General features: G+C 46.2%; 31 protein-coding genes. 23 read left to right on the forward strand and 8 right to left on the reverse strand.

Annotation, left to right across the window (positions count from 1 at the left end):
- The first annotated feature begins 32 nt into the window (after positions 1–32).
- The 17 genes from rplN (at position 33) to rplQ (ending at position 8,574) form a co-directional block, all read left to right on the forward strand.
- The gene (gene rplN, locus FIU99_RS01490) at positions 33–404 is read left to right on the forward strand and encodes a 50S ribosomal protein L14 (protein WP_004745883.1); all 372 of its coding nucleotides are present in this window, start codon (positions 33–35) and stop codon (positions 402–404) included.
- 13 nt (positions 405–417) lie between these two features.
- Positions 418–735 (forward strand): 50S ribosomal protein L24, encoded by a 318-nt coding sequence (gene rplX / locus FIU99_RS01495; protein WP_004745885.1) that lies wholly within the window; start codon positions 418–420, stop codon positions 733–735.
- Positions 736–758: 23 nt separating this feature from the next.
- Positions 759–1,298, forward strand: coding sequence for a 50S ribosomal protein L5 (gene rplE / locus FIU99_RS01500; protein ID WP_004745887.1), 540 nt, complete (start codon positions 759–761; stop codon positions 1,296–1,298).
- A 17-nt stretch (positions 1,299–1,315) separates the two neighbouring features.
- Positions 1,316–1,621, forward strand: coding sequence for a 30S ribosomal protein S14 (gene rpsN, locus FIU99_RS01505; protein WP_006963211.1), 306 nt, complete (start codon positions 1,316–1,318; stop codon positions 1,619–1,621).
- A 29-nt stretch (positions 1,622–1,650) separates the two neighbouring features.
- Positions 1,651–2,043, forward strand: coding sequence for a 30S ribosomal protein S8 (gene rpsH, locus FIU99_RS01510; RefSeq protein ID WP_004745890.1), 393 nt, complete (start codon positions 1,651–1,653; stop codon positions 2,041–2,043).
- A gap of 12 nt (positions 2,044–2,055) precedes the next feature.
- Complete coding sequence (gene rplF / locus FIU99_RS01515) at positions 2,056–2,589, forward strand: 50S ribosomal protein L6 (protein ID WP_006963210.1); 534 nt, start codon at positions 2,056–2,058, stop codon at positions 2,587–2,589.
- 9 nt (positions 2,590–2,598) lie between these two features.
- Complete coding sequence (gene rplR / locus FIU99_RS01520) at positions 2,599–2,952, forward strand: 50S ribosomal protein L18 (protein WP_006963209.1); 354 nt, start codon at positions 2,599–2,601, stop codon at positions 2,950–2,952.
- 14 nt (positions 2,953–2,966) lie between these two features.
- Complete coding sequence (gene rpsE / locus FIU99_RS01525) at positions 2,967–3,470, forward strand: 30S ribosomal protein S5 (RefSeq protein WP_006963208.1); 504 nt, start codon at positions 2,967–2,969, stop codon at positions 3,468–3,470.
- A 7-nt stretch (positions 3,471–3,477) separates the two neighbouring features.
- Positions 3,478–3,654: a 50S ribosomal protein L30 gene (rpmD, locus tag FIU99_RS01530; protein WP_006963207.1), complete on the forward strand. Its 177-nt coding sequence runs from the start codon at positions 3,478–3,480 to the stop codon at positions 3,652–3,654.
- A 5-nt stretch (positions 3,655–3,659) separates the two neighbouring features.
- Positions 3,660–4,094, forward strand: coding sequence for a 50S ribosomal protein L15 (gene rplO / locus FIU99_RS01535; RefSeq protein WP_006963206.1), 435 nt, complete (start codon positions 3,660–3,662; stop codon positions 4,092–4,094).
- A 20-nt stretch (positions 4,095–4,114) separates the two neighbouring features.
- Entirely contained in the window at positions 4,115–5,449 is a 1,335-nt protein-coding gene (secY, locus tag FIU99_RS01540; protein WP_006963205.1) for a preprotein translocase subunit SecY, read from the forward strand.
- A gap of 27 nt (positions 5,450–5,476) precedes the next feature.
- Complete coding sequence (rpmJ, locus tag FIU99_RS01545; protein WP_000868186.1) at positions 5,477–5,590, forward strand: 50S ribosomal protein L36; 114 nt, start codon at positions 5,477–5,479, stop codon at positions 5,588–5,590.
- Between the two features lie 147 nt (positions 5,591–5,737).
- Entirely contained in the window at positions 5,738–6,094 is a 357-nt protein-coding gene (gene rpsM / locus FIU99_RS01550; RefSeq protein ID WP_005450559.1) for a 30S ribosomal protein S13, read from the forward strand.
- A gap of 18 nt (positions 6,095–6,112) precedes the next feature.
- Positions 6,113–6,502, forward strand: a complete 390-nt coding sequence (gene rpsK / locus FIU99_RS01555; RefSeq protein WP_001118870.1) for a 30S ribosomal protein S11 — start codon at positions 6,113–6,115, stop codon at positions 6,500–6,502.
- 27 nt (positions 6,503–6,529) lie between these two features.
- On the forward strand, positions 6,530–7,150 hold the full coding sequence (gene rpsD / locus FIU99_RS01560) for a 30S ribosomal protein S4 (protein WP_006963204.1): 621 nt from the start codon (positions 6,530–6,532) through the stop codon (positions 7,148–7,150).
- Positions 7,151–7,174: 24 nt separating this feature from the next.
- Positions 7,175–8,167, forward strand: coding sequence for a DNA-directed RNA polymerase subunit alpha (rpoA, locus tag FIU99_RS01565; RefSeq protein ID WP_004410407.1), 993 nt, complete (start codon positions 7,175–7,177; stop codon positions 8,165–8,167).
- 26 nt (positions 8,168–8,193) lie between these two features.
- Positions 8,194–8,574 (forward strand): 50S ribosomal protein L17, encoded by a 381-nt coding sequence (gene rplQ / locus FIU99_RS01570; RefSeq protein WP_005383141.1) that lies wholly within the window; start codon positions 8,194–8,196, stop codon positions 8,572–8,574.
- 71 nt (positions 8,575–8,645) lie between these two features.
- Here rplQ and FIU99_RS01575 read toward each other — a convergent pair whose 3' ends face one another.
- Positions 8,646–9,125: a DUF2780 domain-containing protein gene (locus tag FIU99_RS01575; RefSeq protein ID WP_006963203.1), complete on the reverse strand. Its 480-nt coding sequence runs from the start codon at positions 9,123–9,125 to the stop codon at positions 8,646–8,648.
- Between the two features lie 95 nt (positions 9,126–9,220).
- A complete protein-coding gene (locus FIU99_RS01580) occupies positions 9,221–9,841 on the reverse strand; it encodes an FKBP-type peptidyl-prolyl cis-trans isomerase (protein ID WP_006963202.1) in 621 nt (206 codons plus the stop codon).
- Positions 9,842–10,075: 234 nt separating this feature from the next.
- Here FIU99_RS01580 and FIU99_RS01585 point away from each other — a divergent pair, with 234 nt between their 5' ends.
- Positions 10,076–10,645 (forward strand): LysM-like peptidoglycan-binding domain-containing protein, encoded by a 570-nt coding sequence (locus FIU99_RS01585; protein WP_006963201.1) that lies wholly within the window; start codon positions 10,076–10,078, stop codon positions 10,643–10,645.
- Here FIU99_RS01585 and FIU99_RS01590 read toward each other — a convergent pair whose 3' ends face one another.
- The 4 genes from FIU99_RS01590 to cpdB form a co-directional block, all read right to left on the reverse strand.
- Positions 10,646–11,509 carry a DMT family transporter gene (locus FIU99_RS01590; protein ID WP_006963200.1) on the reverse strand — a complete coding sequence of 288 codons (864 nt, stop codon included), beginning with the start codon at positions 11,507–11,509 and terminating at the stop codon, positions 10,646–10,648.
- Positions 11,510–11,511: 2 nt separating this feature from the next.
- The gene (locus tag FIU99_RS01595) at positions 11,512–11,964 is read right to left on the reverse strand and encodes a GNAT family N-acetyltransferase (protein WP_006963199.1); all 453 of its coding nucleotides are present in this window, start codon (positions 11,962–11,964) and stop codon (positions 11,512–11,514) included.
- 70 nt (positions 11,965–12,034) lie between these two features.
- The gene (locus FIU99_RS01600; protein WP_086026975.1) at positions 12,035–12,583 is read right to left on the reverse strand and encodes a Crp/Fnr family transcriptional regulator; all 549 of its coding nucleotides are present in this window, start codon (positions 12,581–12,583) and stop codon (positions 12,035–12,037) included.
- Between the two features lie 140 nt (positions 12,584–12,723).
- Positions 12,724–14,685, reverse strand: coding sequence for a 2',3'-cyclic-nucleotide 2'-phosphodiesterase (gene cpdB, locus FIU99_RS01605; protein WP_006963196.1), 1,962 nt, complete (start codon positions 14,683–14,685; stop codon positions 12,724–12,726).
- Positions 14,686–14,947: 262 nt separating this feature from the next.
- On the opposite strand from cpdB, the gene cobA reads away from it, so the two are divergent.
- Genes cobA through cysC form a run of 5 tightly spaced genes read left to right on the forward strand, consistent with a single transcriptional unit; the run spans position 14,948 to position 20,588 of the window.
- On the forward strand, positions 14,948–15,814 hold the full coding sequence (cobA, locus tag FIU99_RS01610; protein ID WP_152472388.1) for a uroporphyrinogen-III C-methyltransferase: 867 nt from the start codon (positions 14,948–14,950) through the stop codon (positions 15,812–15,814).
- Between the two features lie 34 nt (positions 15,815–15,848).
- Positions 15,849–16,781, forward strand: a complete 933-nt coding sequence (gene cysD / locus FIU99_RS01615; protein WP_227495665.1) for a sulfate adenylyltransferase subunit CysD — start codon at positions 15,849–15,851, stop codon at positions 16,779–16,781.
- 18 nt (positions 16,782–16,799) lie between these two features.
- Positions 16,800–18,212, forward strand: coding sequence for a sulfate adenylyltransferase subunit CysN (gene cysN, locus FIU99_RS01620; protein ID WP_006963193.1), 1,413 nt, complete (start codon positions 16,800–16,802; stop codon positions 18,210–18,212).
- A gap of 23 nt (positions 18,213–18,235) precedes the next feature.
- Positions 18,236–19,960 (forward strand): SLC13 family permease, encoded by a 1,725-nt coding sequence (locus tag FIU99_RS01625; RefSeq protein WP_039952692.1) that lies wholly within the window; start codon positions 18,236–18,238, stop codon positions 19,958–19,960.
- Positions 19,961–19,970: 10 nt separating this feature from the next.
- The gene (gene cysC, locus FIU99_RS01630) at positions 19,971–20,588 is read left to right on the forward strand and encodes an adenylyl-sulfate kinase (protein WP_006963191.1); all 618 of its coding nucleotides are present in this window, start codon (positions 19,971–19,973) and stop codon (positions 20,586–20,588) included.
- Positions 20,589–20,638: 50 nt separating this feature from the next.
- On the opposite strand, the gene FIU99_RS01635 is transcribed toward cysC, so the two are convergent.
- Complete coding sequence (locus FIU99_RS01635) at positions 20,639–21,100, reverse strand: chemotaxis protein CheX (RefSeq protein ID WP_006963190.1); 462 nt, start codon at positions 21,098–21,100, stop codon at positions 20,639–20,641.
- 15 nt (positions 21,101–21,115) lie between these two features.
- Entirely contained in the window at positions 21,116–21,574 is a 459-nt protein-coding gene (gene zur, locus FIU99_RS01640) for a zinc uptake transcriptional repressor Zur (protein WP_029236218.1), read from the reverse strand.
- Positions 21,575–21,629: the final 55 nt, after the last annotated feature.

Here is a 21,629-nt window from a genome sequence, read left to right on the forward strand (position 1 = left end):
TCTAGTTATTAATATTTAGCGGAGCACTAACAATGATCCAAATGCAAAGTACACTTGACGCAGCTGATAACTCTGGCGCGCGCAAGGTAATGTGTATTAAGGTCCTGGGTGGCTCACACCGCCGTTATGCACATATCGGTGACGTCATCAAAGTTACTGTTAAGGAAGCAATTCCTCGCGGTAAAGTTAAGAAAGGTGATGTTCTGAAGGCGGTTGTCGTGCGCACTCGCAAAGGCGTTCGTCGTCCAGACGGTTCTGTCATTCGCTTCGACCGTAATGCTTGCGTATTGTTGAACGACAACACTGAGCAACCAATCGGTACACGTATCTTTGGCCCTGTGACACGTGAACTTCGTGGCGATAAGTTCATGAAGATCGTTTCACTGGCTCCAGAAGTTCTGTAAGGAGCACGTAGAAATGGCAGCTAAAATCCGTCGTAACGACGAAGTAATCGTTCTTGCTGGTAAAGATAAAGGCAAGAAAGGTAAAGTAACTAAGGTTCTAGCAACTGGTAAAGTTATCGTTGAAGGTATCAACCTTGTTAAGAAGCACCAAAAGCCGGTTCCGGCTCTAGGTCAACAAGGTGGCATCGTTGAACAAGAAGCAGCTATTGATGCTTCTAACGTTGCAATCTTTAACGCAGCTACTGGTAAAGCTGACCGTATCGGTTTCCGTTTTGAAGATGGTAAGAAAGTTCGTTTCTTTAAATCTAACAACGAAATCGTTTCTAACTAATAGAAGTAATTTGGAGTTCTACTATGGCGAAACTGCATGATTACTACAAGTCGTCTGTAGTCGCTGAACTGACCAAACAGTTTAGCTACACAAGCGTCATGCAAGTCCCTAGAATCGAGAAAATCACCCTAAACATGGGTGTTGGTGAAGCAATCAACGATAAGAAACTGCTAGAAAACGCAGCTGCTGATATGGCAACGATCTCTGGTCAAAAGCCACTTATCACTAAAGCGCGTAAATCTGTTGCAGGTTTCAAAATCCGCGAAGGCTACCCTATCGGTTGTAAAGTAACCTTGCGTGGCGAACGTATGTGGGATTTTCTTGAGCGTTTAATTAACATCGCTCTTCCACGTGTACGTGACTTCCGTGGCGTTAGCGCTAAGTCTTTTGACGGACGCGGTAACTACAGCATGGGCGTTCGCGAGCAAATCATCTTCCCGGAAATCGACTTTGATAAAGTTGATCGAGTACGCGGTCTAGACATCACTATTACGACGTCTGCTGGTACTGATGAGGAAGGCCGTGCTCTGCTGGCTGCCTTTAACTTCCCATTCCGTAAGTAAGGTGAAGGGTTACTGTTATGGCTAAAAATTCAATGAAAGCACGTGAAGCAAAACGTGCGAAGCTAGTAGCTAAGTTCGCTGAAAAGCGTGCTGCGCTTAAAGCTATCATCAGCGATGTAAACGCATCTGAAGAAGATCGTTGGAACGCAGTTCTTAAATTGCAATCTCTTCCACGTGATTCAAGTGCATCACGTCAGCGCAACCGTTGTAACCAAACTGGTCGTCCACACGGTTACCTACGTAAGTTCGGTCTAAGCCGTATCAAAGTTCGTGAAGCTTGCATGAAAGGCGAGATTCCAGGACTTCGTAAGGCTAGCTGGTAATTGCCACTTAATCATTTGGAGTAAATCATATGAGCATGCAAGATCCGATTTCGGATATGCTGACCCGCGTTCGTAACGGTCAGGCAGCAAACAAAGTTGCTGTTAAAATGCCTTCTTCAAAGCTTAAAGTTGCAATTGCTGCACTACTAAAAGCTGAAGGTTACATCACTGACTTCGCTGTTGAAGGCGAAGCAAAACCTGAGCTAGAAGTTACTCTTAAGTACTTCCAAGCTAAACCAGTAATCGAGCAACTTAAACGTGTTTCTCGTCCAGGTCTACGTGTTTACAAGAAGAAAGATCAACTTCCTTCTGTAATGGGTGGTCTTGGTGTTGCAATCGTTTCAACTTCCAAGGGTCTTATGTCAGACCGCGCTGCACGTAAAGCAGGTCTTGGTGGTGAAATCATCTGTTACGTAGCTTAATAGGAGTAGACTATGTCTCGTGTTGCTAAAGCACCTGTCGCTATTCCAGCTGGCGTAGAGGTGAAACTAAACGGCCAAGAAATCACTGTAAAAGGTGCTAAAGGCGAACTATCTCGCGTTCTTAACGCTGCGGTAGTTGTTGCTCAGGAAGAAAACAATCTTACTTTCGGTCCTCGCGAAGGTGTTGTTAACGCATGGGCACAAGCAGGTACTGCTCGCGCTCTAGTTAACAACATGGTTGTTGGCGTTACTGAAGGCTTTACTAAGAAGCTAACTCTTAAGGGTGTTGGTTACCGTGCTGCTATCAAAGGCAACGCTGTAGGCCTAACTCTTGGCTTCTCTCACCCAGTTGAGCATGAATTGCCAGCGGGTATTAAAGCTGAGTGTCCAAGCCAAACTGAAATCGTGATCACTGGTTGTGACAAGCAATTAGTTGGTCAGGTTGCGGCTGACATTCGTTCTTACCGTGAGCCTGAGCCTTATAAAGGTAAAGGTGTTCGTTACGCAGATGAAAATGTGCGTACTAAAGAAGCTAAGAAGAAGTAAGGTAACACTATGGATAAGAAAGCATCTCGCATCCGTCGTGCTACACGCGCACGTCGTAAGATTGCAGAACTGGGTGCAACTCGCCTAGTAGTACACCGTACTCCTCGTCACGTGTACGCTCAGGTTATCGCATCAAACGGCTCTGAGGTTATCGCAGCAGCTTCTACTGTAGAAAAAGCGATCCGTGAGCAAGTTAAGAACACTGGTAACATCGATGCAGCTAAAGCAGTAGGTAAAGCTGTTGCAGAACGCGCTATTGAAAAAGGCGTAGATTCAGTTGCATTTGATCGTTCTGGTTTCCAATACCACGGTCGAGTGGCGGCGCTAGCAGAATCTGCTCGCGAAGCTGGTCTGAAATTCTAAGGTAGGGTTGGAAGATGGCTAAAGAACAACAAGTTCAAGCGAATGATTTGCAAGAAAAGCTAATCGCAGTTAATCGTGTTTCTAAAACGGTTAAAGGTGGTCGAATCATGAGCTTTACTGCACTAACAGTAGTTGGTGACGGTAACGGTCGCGTAGGTTTCGGTTACGGCAAAGCTCGTGAAGTACCTGCAGCGATTCAAAAAGCAATGGAAAAAGCGCGTCGTAACATGACTACTATCGCGCTTAACGAAGGCACTCTTTTCCACCCGGTTAAAGGTCGCCACTCGGGCTCTAAAGTTTACATGCAGCCAGCTGCAGAAGGTACAGGTGTTATCGCAGGTGGTGCGATGCGTGCAGTACTAGAAGTAGCAGGTGTACACAACGTACTATCTAAAGCATACGGTTCTACGAACCCTATCAACATCGTTCGTGCTACGATCGATGCACTAGGTAGCATGAAGTCGCCAGAAATGGTTGCTGCTAAACGTGGTCTAACTGTTGAATCTATTTCGGAGTAAGAACACCATGGCAACTATTAAAGTTACTCAAACTAAAAGCTCAATCGGTCGCCTACCTAAGCACAAAGCGTGTCTAAAGGGTTTGGGCCTTCGTAAAATCAACCATACTGTAGAACTTGAAGATACTCCGTGTGTACGCGGCATGATCAACAAGGTTTTCTACATGGTTAAAGTTGAGGAGTAATCAGAATGCGTTTGAATACTCTATCACCGGCTGCGGGTTCTAAGCCTTCTGCGAAGCGCGTAGGTCGTGGTATCGGTTCTGGCCTTGGTAAAACCGGTGGCCGTGGCCACAAAGGTCAAAAGTCACGTTCTGGCGGTTCAGTTCGTCCAGGTTTTGAAGGCGGTCAAATGCCTCTGAAACAACGTCTACCAAAATTCGGTTTCACTTCTCGTAAGAGCCTAGTGTCTGCTGAAGTTCGTCTAGCTGAGCTAGCGAAAGTTACTGGTGACGTGGTTGATCTAAACAGCCTTAAAGCTGCTAACGTTATCACTAAGAACATCGAATTTGTTAAAGTTGTTCTATCTGGTGAAATTAACAAAGCAGTGACTGTTAAAGGTCTACGTGTGACTAAAGGCGCTAAAGCTGCAATCGAAGCTGCAGGCGGTAAAATCGAGGAATAATCTCGAGGAACGAGGTACAGATGGCTAAGAAACCAGGACAAGATTTTCGTAGTGCTCAGAGCGGCTTAAGTGAACTAAAGTCGCGCTTGTTATTCGTAATTGGTGCACTTTTAGTATTCCGAGCAGGCTCTTTTGTGCCGATTCCTGGTATTGACGCTGCTGTACTTGCCGATTTGTTCGAACAGCAAAAAGGTACCATCGTAGAAATGTTTAACATGTTCTCCGGTGGTGCTCTTGAGCGTGCATCTATATTAGCGTTGGGCATCATGCCGTATATTTCGGCATCGATTGTTGTCCAACTGCTAACTGTAGTTCATCCAGCGTTAGCTGAACTCAAAAAAGAGGGTGAAGCAGGCCGTCGTAAGATCAGCCAATATACACGCTACGGCACGCTTGTACTTGCAACATTCCAAGCTATTGGTATTGCAACGGGCTTACCAAACATGGTCGACAATCTGGTTGTTATCAACCAAACCATGTTTACGCTCATTGCTACCGTAAGTTTAGTAACCGGCACCATGTTCTTAATGTGGTTAGGTGAACAAATTACAGAGCGTGGAATTGGTAACGGTATTTCGTTACTAATCTTTGCAGGTATTGTTGCTGGATTGCCTTCTGCAATCGGTCAAACAATCGAGCAAGCGCGTCAAGGTGAATTGCATGTACTTCTTCTGCTGTTGATTGTTGTACTTGCTTTTGCAGTTATCTACTTCGTTGTTTTCATGGAGCGTGGTCAGCGTCGAATCGTTGTCAATTACGCGAAGCGTCAACAAGGTCGTAAGGTATTTGCTGCACAAAGCACTCATTTGCCACTTAAAATTAATATGGCAGGTGTTATTCCAGCAATCTTTGCATCAAGCATTATCCTGTTCCCAGGAACACTGGCACAATGGTTTGGTCAGAATGGTGAGAGCAGCACGTTCGGTTGGTTAACTGACGTGTCATTGGCTCTTAGCCCAGGTCAACCTTTGTATGTAATGCTTTATGCTGCAGCGATTATTTTCTTCTGTTTCTTTTACACGGCGTTGGTATTCAACCCGCGTGAAACAGCAGATAACCTGAAGAAGTCTGGTGCATTCGTACCCGGCATCCGCCCAGGTGAGCAGACAGCGAAATATATTGATAAAGTAATGACGCGTTTAACCCTAGCCGGTGCGCTTTACATTACCTTTATCTGTCTGATTCCGGAGTTCATGATGGTCGCGTGGAACGTACGTTTCTACTTCGGCGGTACATCACTACTTATCGTAGTTGTTGTAATTATGGACTTTATGGCACAGGTACAGACTCATCTGATGTCTCAACAGTATGATTCTGTGTTGAAAAAGGCAAACCTGAAAGGCTACGGCCGTTAATTCAGGTTTCATTTACGGAGTTTAGCAATGAAAGTTCGTGCTTCCGTTAAAAAAATCTGCCGTAACTGTAAAGTTATCAAGCGTAACGGTGTTGTTCGCGTGATTTGCAGTGAGCCAAAGCACAAGCAGCGCCAAGGCTAATTAGCAGAAATTTTTACTTGAAATATAAGGTAGCGTCGAGTATATTCCTCGGCCTACCTTTTGCGTGCAAAAGAAGTAGTATTCCGCAGCGTATCCATAACGGGCTTTGCTGCGGCTAATTCTTTTATGAAACACTAGGAGTGAATAATGGCCCGTATTGCAGGCATTAACATTCCTGATCAAAAACATGCTGTAATCGCACTTACTGCGATCTACGGTATCGGTAAAACTCGCTCTCAAGCTATCCTAGCTGAAGTGGGTATTGCTGAAGATGTTAAGATCAGTGAACTAACTGAAGAGCAGATCGATCAACTGCGTGATGGTGTAGCTAAGTACACTGTAGAAGGTGATCTACGTCGTGAAGTATCTATGAACATCAAGCGTCTTATGGACCTTGGCTGTTACCGTGGTCTTCGTCATCGTCGCAGTCTACCACTACGTGGACAGCGTACTAAAACCAATGCTCGCACCCGTAAGGGTCCGCGTAAGCCGATCAAGAAATAATCGGGAAGGTAGAGTACAATGGCTAAACAACCAACTCGCGCTCGTAAGCGCGTACGCAAGCAAGTTGCAGATGGCGTTGCGCACATCCATGCATCTTTCAATAACACAATCGTAACCATCACTGACCGTCAAGGTAACGCTCTTGCATGGGCTACTGCCGGTGGTTCAGGTTTCCGTGGTTCTCGTAAGTCTACTCCGTTCGCTGCACAGGTTGCTGCTGAGCGTTGTGCTGAAATGGCTAAAGAGTACGGTCTAAAGAACTTGGAAGTTATGGTTAAGGGTCCAGGTCCAGGTCGTGAATCTACTGTTCGCGCACTGAACGCTGCTGGTTTCCGCATCACAAACATTGTTGATGCTACACCAATCCCTCATAACGGTTGTCGTCCACCTAAGAAACGTCGCGTATAACGTTTTTTAGATTACTGGAGAAAGATCATGGCAAGATATTTGGGTCCTAAGCTGAAGCTTAGCCGTCGCGAAGGTACTGACTTATTCCTTAAGTCTGGTGTACGCGCGATCGATACCAAGTGTAAAATTGATAACGCACCAGGTGTACACGGCGCTCGTCGCGGTCGTCTATCTGAGTATGGCGTTCAGCTTCGTGAGAAGCAAAAAGTTCGTCGTATGTACGGCGTTCTAGAAAAACAATTCCGTAACTACTACAAAGAAGCTGCTCGCCTAAAAGGCAACACTGGTGAAAACCTACTTCAGCTTCTTGAAGGTCGTCTTGATAACGTAGTTTACCGCATGGGCTTTGGCGCAACTCGCGCAGAAGCACGTCAGCTAGTTAGCCACAAAGCTATCCTAGTTAACGGTAAAGTTGTAAACGTTCCTTCTTTCAAAGTTGCGGCTAACGACGTTGTTTCTATCCGTGAGAAAGCTAAACAGCAATCTCGCATTAAAGCGGCTCTAGAAGTTGCTGAACAACGCGAAAAACCAACTTGGATTGAAGTAGATGGTGGTAAGATGGAAGGTACGTTCAAGCGTTTGCCTGAGCGTTCAGATCTATCTGCTGACATCAACGAACAACTGATCGTCGAGCTTTACTCTAAGTAAGGTTTAAACTAAAGAGAGGACACAATGCAGGGTTCTGTAACAGAATTTCTTAAGCCACGTCTTGTTGACATCGAACAAGTTAGCACGACACACGCAAAAGTAACTCTTGAGCCATTAGAGCGTGGCTTTGGTCACACTCTAGGTAATGCACTTCGCCGTATTCTTCTATCTTCTATGCCAGGTTGCGCAGTTACAGAAGTAGAAATTGAAGGCGTTCTACACGAATACAGCACTAAAGAAGGTGTTCAAGAAGATATTCTTGAAATTCTTCTAAACCTTAAAGGTTTGGCTGTGCGCGTTGCCGAAGGCAAAGATGAAGTGTTTATTACGCTTAACAAATCAGGCTCGGGCCCTGTGGTTGCAGGTGACATCACCCATGATGGTGATGTAGAGATCGCTAACCCAGAACACGTTATTTGTCATCTAACAGATGACAACGCTGAGATCGCAATGCGTATCAAAGTTGAACGTGGTCGTGGTTACGTTCCAGCTTCAGCTCGTATCCATACTGAAGAAGATGAGCGTCCTATTGGTCGCCTACTGGTTGACGCTACGTACAGCCCAGTAGACAAGATTGCTTATTCTGTTGAAGCAGCTCGTGTAGAGCAGCGTACAGACTTAGACAAACTTGTTATCGACATGGAAACGAACGGTACTCTAGACCCTGAGGAAGCAATCCGTCGCGCAGCTACTATTCTAGCTGAGCAATTGGATGCGTTCGTAGATCTTCGTGATGTACGTGTACCTGAGGAGAAGGAAGAGAAGCCAGAATTCGATCCGATCCTACTGCGTCCTGTAGACGATCTTGAACTAACAGTTCGCTCTGCTAACTGTCTGAAAGCAGAAGCGATTCACTACATCGGTGATCTTGTACAGCGTACTGAGGTTGAGCTACTTAAAACGCCTAACCTTGGTAAAAAATCTCTTACTGAGATTAAAGACGTACTTGCATCACGTGGTCTGTCTCTGGGCATGCGCCTAGAAAACTGGCCACCAGCGTCTATCGCTGAAGATTAATCGATACTAGTTAGAAGGATTAGGTCATGCGCCATCGTAAGAGTGGTCGTCAACTCAACCGCAATAGCTCACATCGCAAAGCGATGTTCAGCAACATGGCTAGCTCTCTAGTACGTCATGAAGTTATCAAGACTACTTTGCCAAAAGCTAAAGAGCTACGTCGCGTAGTTGAGCCTTTGATTACACTAGCTAAGACTGACAGCGTTGCTAACCGTCGTCTAGCATTTGCACGTACTCGTGACAACGAAGTAGTTGCAAAACTATTTAACGAACTAGGTCCACGTTTTGCTGCTCGTCAGGGCGGTTATACTCGTATCCTAAAAGCTGGTTTCCGTGCTGGCGATAAAGCTCCAATGGCTTACATTGAGCTTGTAGATCGCCCAGCGGCTGAAGAAGCTGCTGAGTAATCAGGTTCGTACGAACGAAAAAGCCGAGCATTGGCTCGGCTTTTTTGTATCTGCTGTTTATTCAATTCTTATTATTCTTTCCACAGCTCTTCAAGAGATGTCGTTAGTCCCGAGCTGGCTCCTTGTCCCGATAAGTACTCTAGTATGACTGGAGTAAACTGGCTGATCATTGATGGATCTAGCCCTATCTTCGCGAAAACATCATTCACTGCACTCATTGAATCTACTTGACCCGCTATCCCACCCAGTGAGGATAAACTCGATAAACCTGGTATAGCACCTGTTAATTCTTTGCTTTGATTTGCAGGTAGTTGATTTTGAGCCAAAGATAGCAGCGCTGCCGAGCCTGTTGCGGCTTGTTCTCCGCTGATCGATAGGTTGCTGGTTAATGCATCACTCAGTGGTGATTGGCTTTGTGTGTTCGATAACTCTTCGCTGATGACGCTAGTTAACGCGCTCGAGTCGGGGCTCTCTTTTCCTAGATTGAGAAACGCGTAACTTGAGAAACTTGTTGAGAGGAGAAGGGGGAGCAGTAGTAGGGCTTTAGTCATAGTGATTCCTTAAGGGCAAAGCGAAACACTACCAGTGTAGACAAAAAAAGCGACGCAATGCGTCGCTTTATTAAGAATTGTGGTTTCGTTTCGAATTACAGAATGTCTAGTAGTTCTACTTCGAATACAAGTGCTGCGAACGGAGGAATCGCTGCACCTGCGCCGCGCTCGCCGTATGCTAGGTCTTGAGGGATGTATAGTTTCCACTTAGAACCAACAGGCATTAGTTGAAGTGCTTCAACCCAGCCTTTGATTACGCCAGTTACAGGGAACTCTGCTGGTTGACCGCGAGATACTGAGCTGTCGAATACAGTGCCGTCAGTCAGTTCACCGTGGTAATGAACACGTACTTGTTTGTCTGACGTAGGGATTTCACCAGTACCTTCTGTGATAACTTCGTACTGTAGACCTGACTCAAGAACCGTTACTTCTGGGCGAAGAGCGTTGTCTTTTAGGAACGCTTCACCGTCAGCAGCAGCTGCTTTAGCTGACTCTTGACGAGCAGATTCTGCACGTTGGTGTAGGTCTTGAAGTGCAGAGTTGATTTCGTCGATTTCAATAGCTGGCATGTCGCCTACTAGAGCAGTCGCGATACCCGCTGCAATTGCGTCAACGCTCAGGCCTTCTAGACCAGAACCAGCCAGTTGCTGACCCATCTGTAGACCAATGCCGTAGCTTGCTTTTTGTTCTACAGTTTCAAATTTAACTTCAGACATGATGTCTCTCTATTTTTGATGTATTCAGGTGGCACAGGATACCAGTATTAGTGCTGGGATGAAATGGTCCCGCTTTGAAGCAACAACAAGTGTTGCAATGTGAGATTTACGTCTTACTTTTAAGCGGAGATTGACAAATTTGACCTGTACATCACTTAACACATTGAAAACTCCTATACTACAGTGCGCTTCGTTTTTATACTTGTAGTCGTGGACCCTGGGAGACCTCGCGTAATGAATCGCAGAAAGAAAAAAGTAAAACAGGTAGATTATGCAGAACTGGTACAGCAGAAGTTTTCGCAGGTAGATTGGAAGGGCATCGCCGATCAAGCAAAGCAGGCCTGGGCTCATCTGCCTAAGTTGCATCAGCGTGCATTGATGGTACTCGTGCCAGTCGTTTTGCTTTTATTGGTTATCCCAACACCAGAGCCGACAGTCGAACAGCCTTCGTCCCCTCAAACAGCAAAACAGCGCGTTCAAGTTAATATCAATACTACTGGATTGAGTGAGCAGCCTTCTCAGCAACAGGAAAGTTTAAAGTCGGAGGTCTGGCAGGAATATACAGTGAAGAGAGGTGACACCTTGGCGCAAGTCTTCCGCAACAATAATCTAGCAATGGCTGATTTGAATGCGTTAGTGCGCGTTGAAGGTAGCGACAAGCCGCTTAGCTATATTAAGGCTGGCCAGTTGGTTCGTTTCAAACTCGCGGATGATGGCAGCTTAGATATTCTCCAGCTCGAGAAAAGCGCCAAATCCGTTATGTTCTTCCGTCTATCGGATGGTGGATTTGGACGCAGTAAGTAGTTAACTGTTTACAATACGCTGTCGAAATCGCCTTCTGATTGGTAATAAAGGGGCGATGATCAGCATGATACCCATGGCAGTAATCCAATCCGGAATTTCGTTAAACCACCAGATTCCAAACAGAGTGACAAACACTAATCCAGAATACTCTGCTAAGCCTATCTCCCCAGCTGGCGCTTTTCGGTAAGCCAGAACAGCTAAACCATTATAAACAAGAATCAAAAGTGCTCCGGCAGCGATTAGTCCCAATTGGGAGGCGTTGATTGGTTGCCATGACCAAACAGCCAGAGTGCCTGCAACGGGAAGTGATAGCAGTGAAGTCCAAAACAAGGTACTGATCATGGATTGTTGCTCGGGCAGTTTACGTGCTGAAACATTAAACAACGCCAGCGTGGTTGCCGTACCGAGTGCAAAAAAGGCAGCCCAATGAAATTGTGAAGGTCTGAGAACAATCAGCACACCAACAAAGCCTAATAGTGTGCCGAGCACTTTGGAACGAGAAGGCTTTTCTCCCATCATCAACACTGAAATGGGCAGCATTAACAAAGGTGCGGCATAGAACACAGCATTCGCACTGGCCAAAGTCATATGAGTGATGGCAACCACCATGCAACCACTGCCAATCAAAACCAGATGAGCGCGAAAGACATTAAGGCCAGGTGAGCGTAGTTGACGTGTAGATTGTGTTTCTTTTCTCCACAGTGGGTAGATTACCGCAACTGAGATTAACTGACGGATAAAAATGTACTGAAACGGGCTCACGCTGCCATCAAGCAATTTGACCATCACATCTGACAGTGATGCCGTGAGATTACCTGCAATGAGTAACCACAGAGCAATGGCTTGAGGAGAGAGCCCGGTCATAGCTAACGACTAAACTTCATGTCGATGTGTGGAATATCGTCCTCTAGGTACATCTCTGAGGTGCGCTGAAAACCATGGCGGTTGTAATACGTTTCTAGATGCTCCTGAGCACCAATCTCAATATCTTGTCCCGGCCACAGCTTGTCGCACTCTAATAAGGCTTGTTCGAGCAATTGATGGCCTAACCCGTCACCGCGATGGGCTTGCGCGGTAGCCACTCGACCAATACTGACTGAAGGGTAGCTGACGTTTTGCGGCAGAAGTCGCGCGTAAGCAACCAGTTCGTCGTCTTTGTAGCCCATTAAATGATGCACGTTCTCTAAGCTATCCTTGCCATCCAGTTCAGGGTAGGGGCAGATTTGTTCGACGACAAACACATCAACACGCAGTTTGAGGAGTCGGTATAGCTGAGGGGTAGACAATTGGTCAAAAGGAAGAAGTTGCCAGGTGATCATAGTGTTGCTCGGTTTCGTTCTTATGAAGACCTAAGTTAACAGTGATGAACCCTGACAGCATTAACAAATGTTAACTTTGCATTCGCTTTTTAATTCGGCTCAGGCTAATCGGTGTAATCCCTAGATAGGCGGCTATCTGATAGTCGGTTAGCCTTTCGGGTAAGTGCGGGTAATGCTGGCAGAACAGCTCATAACGTTCTTCCGGGGTGTACAACAACATAAAGCGTTCTTTGTTCTCTTTGTACATCAACTGAGTTTCGAGCAGCTTGAGATACACGCTATGTTTTTGACTACGCCATTGACGAAGTGTTTCTACTGGAAGTGAGAAGAGCACACAAGAGGTCAGAGATTCGAGCAGGTAGGGTGACGGTTGCTGCTTGATTAAACTTTCAAAGCCGATGATCCAGTCGTGTTCCCAGTAAAATTCCTTGCTGAATTCTTTACCCTTATCAGTGAGGTAGGCGGAGTGGCAAATCCCTTCGATGAGGAAAAATATCTCGTCGGCGAGCTGACCTTGATGAAGCAATATATGTCGGGTCGGGAGCTCAATAAGCTGAGCAGAGTCAAGCAATTGGGCTATTTCATCGTGATTGAAGCCTGTGGCTTGGAGCTGTTCCATAAAGCGTTCGGTGGGCTGCATGAACTTTTTATCATCAACTAAAACATGCTTAGAATTCTAAACCGATCAAGTGTGATTCGCTAACTTGTGATGAAAAAAAGCCGCGATAAATATCGCGGCTTAAAAACTATATCACATGCCTACTTTTGTAGGTCGATCTGATAAACCGCGAAACCGACATCGTCAGTTGCGACTTGTTTCATCGGATACTGGCCTTTCTTCTCAATGAAGGCTGCAGCTTTCTCACTTGGTGAGGTTTCAAAGCGGATGTCCAGTTTGTTGTCAGACTTAATTGGAGCGAATGTCCAGTTGTTGTCTGCGCTTGGTGTTACTTCGCCTTTTTCTTTACTTACTCGGCTGATGTAAGACGCAATAACAGAGCGGTTTTCGTCTGGAGAATCAAACGCCACAAACTCACTACCAGTGCCTGGGAATTTGTTGCTGTATGCACGGTAGTTGTTGGTCGCGATCAGGAAGTCTTGTTCCATATCGATTGGCTTACCTTGGTAAGTCAAACCAACAATACGTTCAGCGTCTTCGTTGACTAGCTTACAGTCACCATCGTATTTCGCTGGCTGAGTTACATCAATCTGGTACTCAACACCGTCAATGACGTCGAAGTTATAAGTACGGAAGCCATCCCAGTCGATCAGCTGCTGTGGTGCAGTGCTGTTAACATCAATCTGTTGGAATTGACCAGCAGTACACTCTAGCCACTCTTTTACTTCCTTACCCTTGACCTTCATTGCGACAAGCGTGTTCGGGTAAAGGTAAAGGTCTGCAGCATTACGGAAGGTCAGCTGGCCGGATTCGACTTCAGTAAAGTTTGCTGGATCGTTCTTACGACCACCAGCTTTGAAAGGAGCGGCTGCAGAAAGGACTGGAATATCTGAAAGATCAGGGTCTCCTTGAATAAAGCGTTCCACGTAATCTTTCTGTGCAAGGTTAACGATTTGTACGGTTGGATCATCCTGTACTAGAGCAAGGAAGCTGTACATCACGTCGTTTGCTTTACCAATTGGCTGGTTAACGAAATCGCGCGTACCTTTATGGTCTACTTCTAACGCTTTCACCATGTCAGGATCGGCTTTAGCAAGAGATTTCTTAGCCACTTTGTCATAGATAGGACGGGCTTCTGCCTGACCTTTCACAACTGACCACTTGCCATCTTGTTCTTTCAATTCTAGGTCGATAACACCAACGTGGCTGCCCCAGCGTCCAGGCATAACCGAAGCGACACCGTTAATGGTACCTTTTTGGTTATCGACACCTTGGATGTTGTCAAAACCTTTACCCGGGAAGACAGCATGTGAGTGACCAAAGGCGATTGCATCAATGCCTTCGACTTCTGATAAGTAGTAAGTTGAGTTTTCTGCGCCTGCTTTGTAAGGGTCAGATGCTACGCCAGAGTGTGGAATGGCAACGATGACATCAGCGCCTTCCTTTTTCATCTGCGGGACAAGCTCTTCTGCTGTCTCTTTGATGTCCTTCGCAAATACCTTACCTTCAAGATTTTTCTTATCCCATACCATGATTTGTGGTGGAACGAAGCCGATGTAACCCACTTTAATTTCATGTTCTACACCTTCAACATCTTTGAAAGTGTGAGTTTTGATGATGTATGGCTTGAAGTAGTGCTTGCCTGTTTTCTTATCAAACACGTTGGCGCTGATGTATGGGAAGTCTGCGTCATTGATGGTTTCTGCAAGGAACTCCAGACCGTAGTTAAACTCGTGGTTACCAATGTTACCGACATCGTAGTTTAGCTGGTTCATTGCTTTGTAGACGGGGTGTACTTCACCTGGTTTGATGCCTTTGTCGGCCATGTAGTCACCCATAGGGCTACCTTGGATAAGGTCACCATTATCAACCAGTACGCTGTTCTCTACCTCGGCCTGAGCTTGCTTAACCAGCGTTGCTGTGCGTGTCAGACCGGTTTTTTGAGTCGGTTTATCTTTGTAGTAGTCGTAGTCCATGACGTTAGTGTGAATATCCGTGGTTTCTACGATACGTAATTTGATCGTTTCTGCCATTGCTGGGCCAGCCATAGTTAGCATGCCACCCAGTACAGCAAGCGAAAGGGGTTTCACTGCGACTTTCATTTTGTAAGCTCCGATAGCGTTATTTTGAGACGTTGCATAATGTAGCAAAACGCCGTGCAACAGATATTTCGCTCAGTAACAAACTGTGACCTAGAACAATTACTTTATACCGTTCTGCTCAGTAGATCTCATCTGTGTTCAACCATTAACCACATTGCATTCTACTCTTATCAGAAAAAGGTATAAAAAATGAAATTTTAGAATTTCAGGTAATATATATAGAGCGCCATAATGCTTTCAACGACAGGAAAGGAACAACATGATGGCGAGCAAGGATACAATTTCTCAATTTCCACTTCACAACCCGCGAGCGGCACAAGCGCAGTCTTCTACCGCCGAGAGTATTGGTAAGAGTGTTTTGAACTCAGGTGAAGTGGCTCTTATTGGTGCTGGTCCGGGTGACCTTGAATTGCTGACCATCAAAGCACTGCGCTTTTTACAGCAGGCGGATGTTGTTCTCTACGACTATTTAGTCTCCGATGAAATCATGGCACTGGTACCGAGCGATACGATCTTAGTCTGTGTCGGCAAGCGTGCTGGTCATCATAGTGTTCCTCAAGAAAAAACCAATCAGCTACTGGTGGACTTTGCTCAACAAGGACATCGCGTTGTACGTATCAAAGGTGGCGATCCATTTATCTTTGGCCGTGGTGGTGAAGAACTGGAAGTCTTGGCTGATGCGGGCGTTTCGTTCCACGTTGTGCCTGGAATTACCGCTGCTGCTGGTGCTACCGCCTATGCAGGCATCCCATTGACGCACCGCGATTATGCGCAAACAGCGATGTTTATTACTGGTCATCTTAAAGCTGAAAGTGACCAAATGGACTGGTCAACGCTGGCTCGCGGTAATCAGACTTTGGTGATTTATATGGGGCTAATGAAGTCTGAGTACATTCAAGGTCAGTTGATTGAACATGGCCGCTCACCAGACACTCCGATTGCGATCATCGAGCGCGGAACACAATCCTGTCAGAAAGTTTTTAAAGGTCAGCTGTCACAGCTGGCAACTCTTGCTCAAGATGCCGAGTCGCCGTCACTGATTGTGATTGGGGAAGTGGTGTCTTTGTCAGAAAAATTAACGTGGTTTGGAACACAGCAAGAACCATTACAACAGCGCCAATTCGCGTAATGCCCATTTATTTAGAATTTGTCAGACGCTCCCAGTGAGCCGCAAAGGAAGCACTAACATGGACCAAGAACGTTTAACCCATCTCAAGCAGCTTGAAGCGGAAAGTATTCATATTATCCGCGAAGTTGCCGCAGAGTTTGATAATCCGGTGATGATGTACTCCATCGGTAAAGACTCCTCAGTCATGCTGCATCTTGCTCGTAAGGCTTTTTACCCGGGTAAGATCCCGTTTCCTCTACTTCACGTCGATACCGACTGGAAGTTTAAGGAGATGATCAAATTCCGCGACAAAACCGCAGAAAAATACGGCTTTGAGCTTTTGGTTCATAAGAACCCAGAAGGTCTTGCGATGGGATGCAGCCCATTCGAACATGGCTCGTCCAAGCATACTGACATCATGAAAACTCAAGGTCTTAAACAAGCGCTGAATAAGTATGGTTTTGATGCAGCGTTTGGTGGTGCGCGTCGCGATGAAGAGAAATCTCGTGCGAAAGAGCGTGTCTATTCTTTCCGTGACAAGAACCATACATGGGACCCTAAGAATCAACGTCCTGAGTTATGGCGTACTTACAACGGCCAGATCAATAAAGGTGAAAGCATTCGAGTGTTCCCACTATCCAACTGGACTGAGCTGGATATCTGGCAATACATCTATCTAGAGAACATCGAAATTGTTCCACTTTACCTAGCTGATAAGCGGCCAGTCGTTGAGCGTGATGGCATGCTCATCATGGTGGACGATGAGCGAATGAAGCTTCAGCCAGGTGAAGTGATTGAAGAGAAAAACGTCCGTTTCCGTACTTTAGGATGCTACCCGCTGACCGGTGCGATTGAATCAGACGCCAATACACTAACGGGCATTATTGAAGAAATGCTGGTTGCGACATCGAGCGAACGACAAGGCCGTGCGATCGACCACGATCAGTCGGGATCGATGGAATTGAAGAAACGACAAGGTTATTTCTAAAGGATCTAAGGAAAGATTATGAACAGTGCAGTTGAAGCTCAATTAGCTGAACTTGGTATCGAAGGTTACCTGACTCAGCATCAACACAAATCGCTACTTAGATTCCTCACATGTGGTTCAGTAGATGATGGTAAAAGTACATTGATTGGTCGTCTACTCCACGACTCAAAGCAAATTTATGAAGATCAGTTGGCCGCCGTTCATTCGGATAGTCAGCGCGTCGGCACCACCGGCGAACGTCCAGACCTAGCGTTGTTGGTTGATGGTTTGCAGGCTGAACGTGAGCAGGGGATTACGATTGATGTCGCGTATCGCTATTTCTCTACCCAGAAGCGTAAGTTCATCATTGCCGACACGCCGGGGCATGAGCAGTACACACGTAACATGGCGACAGGCGCTTCGACCTGTGATCTTGCGGTCATTTTGATTGATGCGCGTAAAGGGGTATTGGATCAAACTCGCCGTCACTCTTTCATCTCAAACTTGCTTGGCCTTAAGCACTTTGTGGTGGCAGTGAACAAGATGGATCTGGTTGAGTATTCACAACAACGCTTTGAAGAGATCCGTGACGAATACCTGTCGTTTTCAGAAAACCTACAAGGTGAAACCGATATTCAGATCATTCCACTGTCTGCGCTAGAGGGTGACAATGTGGTGGAAGCGAGTGATAACCTGAGTTGGTTTGAAGGGCCGTCTCTACTCGATCTTCTAGAAAACGTCGATGTTGACCAGGTTAAAGAAGAGGGGGATTTCCGTTTCCCTGTCCAATATGTCAATCGTCCAAACCTCGACTTCCGTGGTTTTGCGGGCACGATTGCCTCAGGCAATGTCAAAGTGGGTGACCGCATTAAAGCTTTGCCTTCAGGTAAGAGTTCGAAAGTGGCGCGTATTGTGACTTTTGATGGCGACCTAGAACAAGCTCAAGCAGGCCTAGCGGTGACGCTGACATTGGAAGATGAGATCGATATCAGTCGTGGTGACCTGATCGTGCTTGAACATGCTCAAGTTGAGTCAAGTAACCGACTGCTTGCTGATGTGGTGTGGATGACAGAGCAGCCATTGCAGGCTGGCCGTGATTACGATGTGAAGATTGCGGGCAAGAAGACTGTAGGTCGCGTTGAAGCCATTCGTCACCAGTACGACATCAACAACCTGTCTATGCACAAGGCAGAAGAGCTACCACTGAATGGTATTGGTTTGTGTGAGTGGACACTGAATGAGTCGGTCGCCATCGACAACTACGATGCCGTCCAGGATACCGGTGGTTTCATCATCATCGATCGCCTGACTAACGTGACCGTAGGTGCAGGTTTGGTGCGTGATGCTCTGGCTGAGCGTCAGCGTTCTCCTCAGGAGCGCATGGGTGCTTTTGAAACTGAGCTAAAAGCTCTGATTCTTAAACACTTCCCTGAGTGGGATGCGAAAATCTAACCGAGCGGAGCAGGTAGAGTATGATGTGGCAGCAAGGGTTCGTGTTGGCAGTGTTGTTGGGTATCGTTACGTGCCTGATCACAACACGAATTAAGCCAAGTTTTATATTTGCAGGGGCGGCGTTCATAGCGTTTCTCGCTGGCATGATTGAACTTGGCGATGTTGCCACTAACTTTACTAATTCCTCTCTGTTAACGCTGGTGTTGCTGATTCTTGCCTCCAGCGCGTTGGAGAAAACCAGACTGATCAGCTGGGTCAGTCGTTCTTTATCGACGGGCAAGCTTGGTACAGTTGTTGCGAAGCTTGGTTTGTCGACAGCATTCCTATCGTCGTTCACCAACAATACCGCTGTGGTTGTCTCTTTGATCGGCGCTATCAAGCGTAACCAGTCCCATGCTCCTTCTAAGCTACTTATCCCACTCTCTTATGCGGCAATTCTTGGCGGCACATTGACCTTGATCGGTACGTCAACCAACTTGATCATTAACAGCTTTGTAGAAGATGCAGGACTCCCGAGTCTTGGCTTTTTTACTCCAACTATGATCGGATTGTCTGTGCTGGTAGCAGGTCTGTTGATCTTGATCCCTCTGAGCTATTTACTTCCGAACTATGAAGATCAAAATCAGGAAGAGTTGCCTTATTTTCTTGAAGCGATTGTGGAGCCAGGCTCACCTTTGGTGGGGCGGAGTATCAGTGAAAACAACCTACGTGCGTTGAGAAAACTGTTCCTAGCGGAAGTGATACGTGGTGGTAAAACCATGGCATCGGTGGAACCGGATTTTGTTTTGCAGGCCAAAGACCGCTTATTGTTCTGTGGTGATATTGAAAGCGTTGCCACACTTCAGGAAATTCAAGGCCTGACGCTGTTTGGTCAGCACCACCTTAACGGCCAGAGCTTTGTTGAAGTGGTGGTGAGCTCTTCAGCTAGCTTTTGTAACAAGACCCTCAAATCCAGCCATTTTCGTGATCGCTTTGATGCAGTTGTGGTCGCGATTCGTCGTGGCCACGAAAGGTTGCAGGGTGGATTGGGTAATATAGAACTCAATGCCGGTGATACCTTAGTCTTGGTACCAGGCAAACGTTTTGAGCAGGAGCGCAAGGCACACCGCAAAGAGTTTGTTTTGGTGAATGACTTGGATTCGAGCGCTCGCCTTGATGCGAATAAATCTAGTCTAGTGCTGATCGGGTTTGCAGGCGTAATTGCTGCTGCATTGCTGAACGTCTTCCCACTGATTAAAGGTTTGTCGGTTTTCCTTCTTGCGGCGCTGTTTTTTGGTGTCATCCAGATGGGAGAGCTTAGACGTCGTTTTCCTGTCGATATCGTTGTGATCGTCGGCTCTGCTTTATCCATCGCCCAGCTGATGATGTCCTCTGGTTTATCCGCCACATTGGGCGCGATGTTTATGGAAACATTCAATGGTTGGGGGGCATTTGGAGCTTTGGTTGCAACTTACCTCTTTACTCTAATACTGACCGAGCTGGTGACCAATAATGCAGCTGCTGCGCTCGCGTTTCCACTTGGCTACAGTATGGCTATTGGGTATGGCGTCGACCCAATGCCATTTATTATGGCGGTACTGTTTGGTGCAAGTGCCAGCTTTATTTCGCCTTATGGTTACCAGACCAACTTGCTCGTATACAGCGTAGGTAACTATAAGCTTGCAGACTACGTCAGAGTCGGTATTCCAGTCTCCATCGTTTACTCGGTGCTGGTATTGGCTTTGATTCCTCAATTTTTCCCGTTTTAAGGACAGAATTATGACCACGGAAACGCCGGCCAAAGATGAAAACATTGTTTGGCATCAGCATAATATTGATAAGGCTTTCAGAGCCGAACTAAAGCAACAAAAACCGGTTGTGCTTTGGTTTACAGGTTTATCTGGCGCAGGGAAATCAACGGTTGCAGGAGCTTTGGAAAACAAACTGGCAGAGCAGGGTTATCACACTTATCTACTCGATGGTGACAATGTGCGTCATGGTTTGTGTAGCGATCTAGGCTTCTCCGAGCAAGATCGCCGTGAGAACATCCGACGTATTGGTGAGCTAGCCAAACTGATGGCTGATGCGGGCTTAATTGTTTTGTCGGCTTTTATTTCACCGCATCGTGCAGAGCGTCAACTGGTAAGAGATTTACTGCCAGACGGAGAGTTCCTCGAAGTCTTCGTCAATACATCATTGGAAGTGTGTGAACAGCGTGATCCTAAAGGGCTATACAAAAAAGCTCGAGCGGGAGAGATCGCTAATTTCACTGGGATTGATTCTGAGTACGAAGCGCCACTAGCCCCTGAGATTGACTTACTTGCGGGTGAGAAATCCATTGATGCGCTGGTGGAAGATTGCTTAACCGCGCTCAAGCAAAGAAACATCATCGCATAAAGCAAAAAAGCTTCCCAAGGGAAGCTTTTTCTTTGTCTGTAAGGAGCGAGTTATTCGAAACAAATTTCGATAAACGCGTTACCCCACTGAGATGTGAATGGCATGATGATGATCGCGCCTTCACATTTGTGGCGGATAGTGTGGCCCTTACCTGATACTACGATTGGCGTTGCCATATCGAAATCGAAGCCGCTTTCAGAAAGGATACGTTTTGCGCCACCAGCGACCATGTTAGTGATTTCACCCACCATGTCGGTAATTTCGTCATTTAGACCGTTAGGGCGTTCACCTAACATGTTCTGCATGATTTCCAGAGCCAGATTTTCATCAAATGTGATAGACATAGAACCGCGTGTCTGCTGACCTACCATCCCAATTAAACCTGAAACATCACCGCGAGCAATCTCATCTTTTTTCACTCGAGGTTTCTGTGGCTTCAATTCCAGAGAAGCCATCGTTTTTAGAACGTTCATCAGAGAAGCTAAAAACGGGTTTACAAATTCAGCGCGCATAATCTTCTTCTATTCTTATTCCGTCTGTTCATTTGAACATGACTGACAAACTCCATGAGATTCAATCACGTGGTTTGTGATCGTAAAGCCATGTTTTTCAGCGTTATTCTTCAGTAAGGCTACCAAACTATCATCTTGAAGTTCAATAACATTGCTGCACTTGTCGCAAATCAGTAAATGTGAGTAGTGCTTATGAGCATTGCAAGAGCTGCATTGAATAAAACTGTTGGTGGATTCAACACGATGGATAAACCCTTGCTCTAAGAGAAAGTCGAGTGCGCGATACACTGTTGGTGGCTTCGCTTGCGGTTCACTTTTCTTTAGCTCTTCCAGTAATTCGTATGCACTTGATGCTTTAGGGCTGGAACAAATTAGCTCAAAAACCCTCTTTCTTTGAGGAGTTAGTCTTACTCCCCGCGCTGCACACATTTCTTCAATCTGCTTTATTAGCTTGTGGTCCAAATTTTTCACCATAACCATTGGACTTTAGTAATAATATACCATTTCTTGATGGATTTCGTTTATCAAG

Origin of the sequence: Vibrio sp. THAF64 (assembly GCF_009363455.1) — a bacterium.
Lineage (GTDB): Bacteria > Pseudomonadota > Gammaproteobacteria > Enterobacterales > Vibrionaceae > Vibrio > Vibrio coralliilyticus.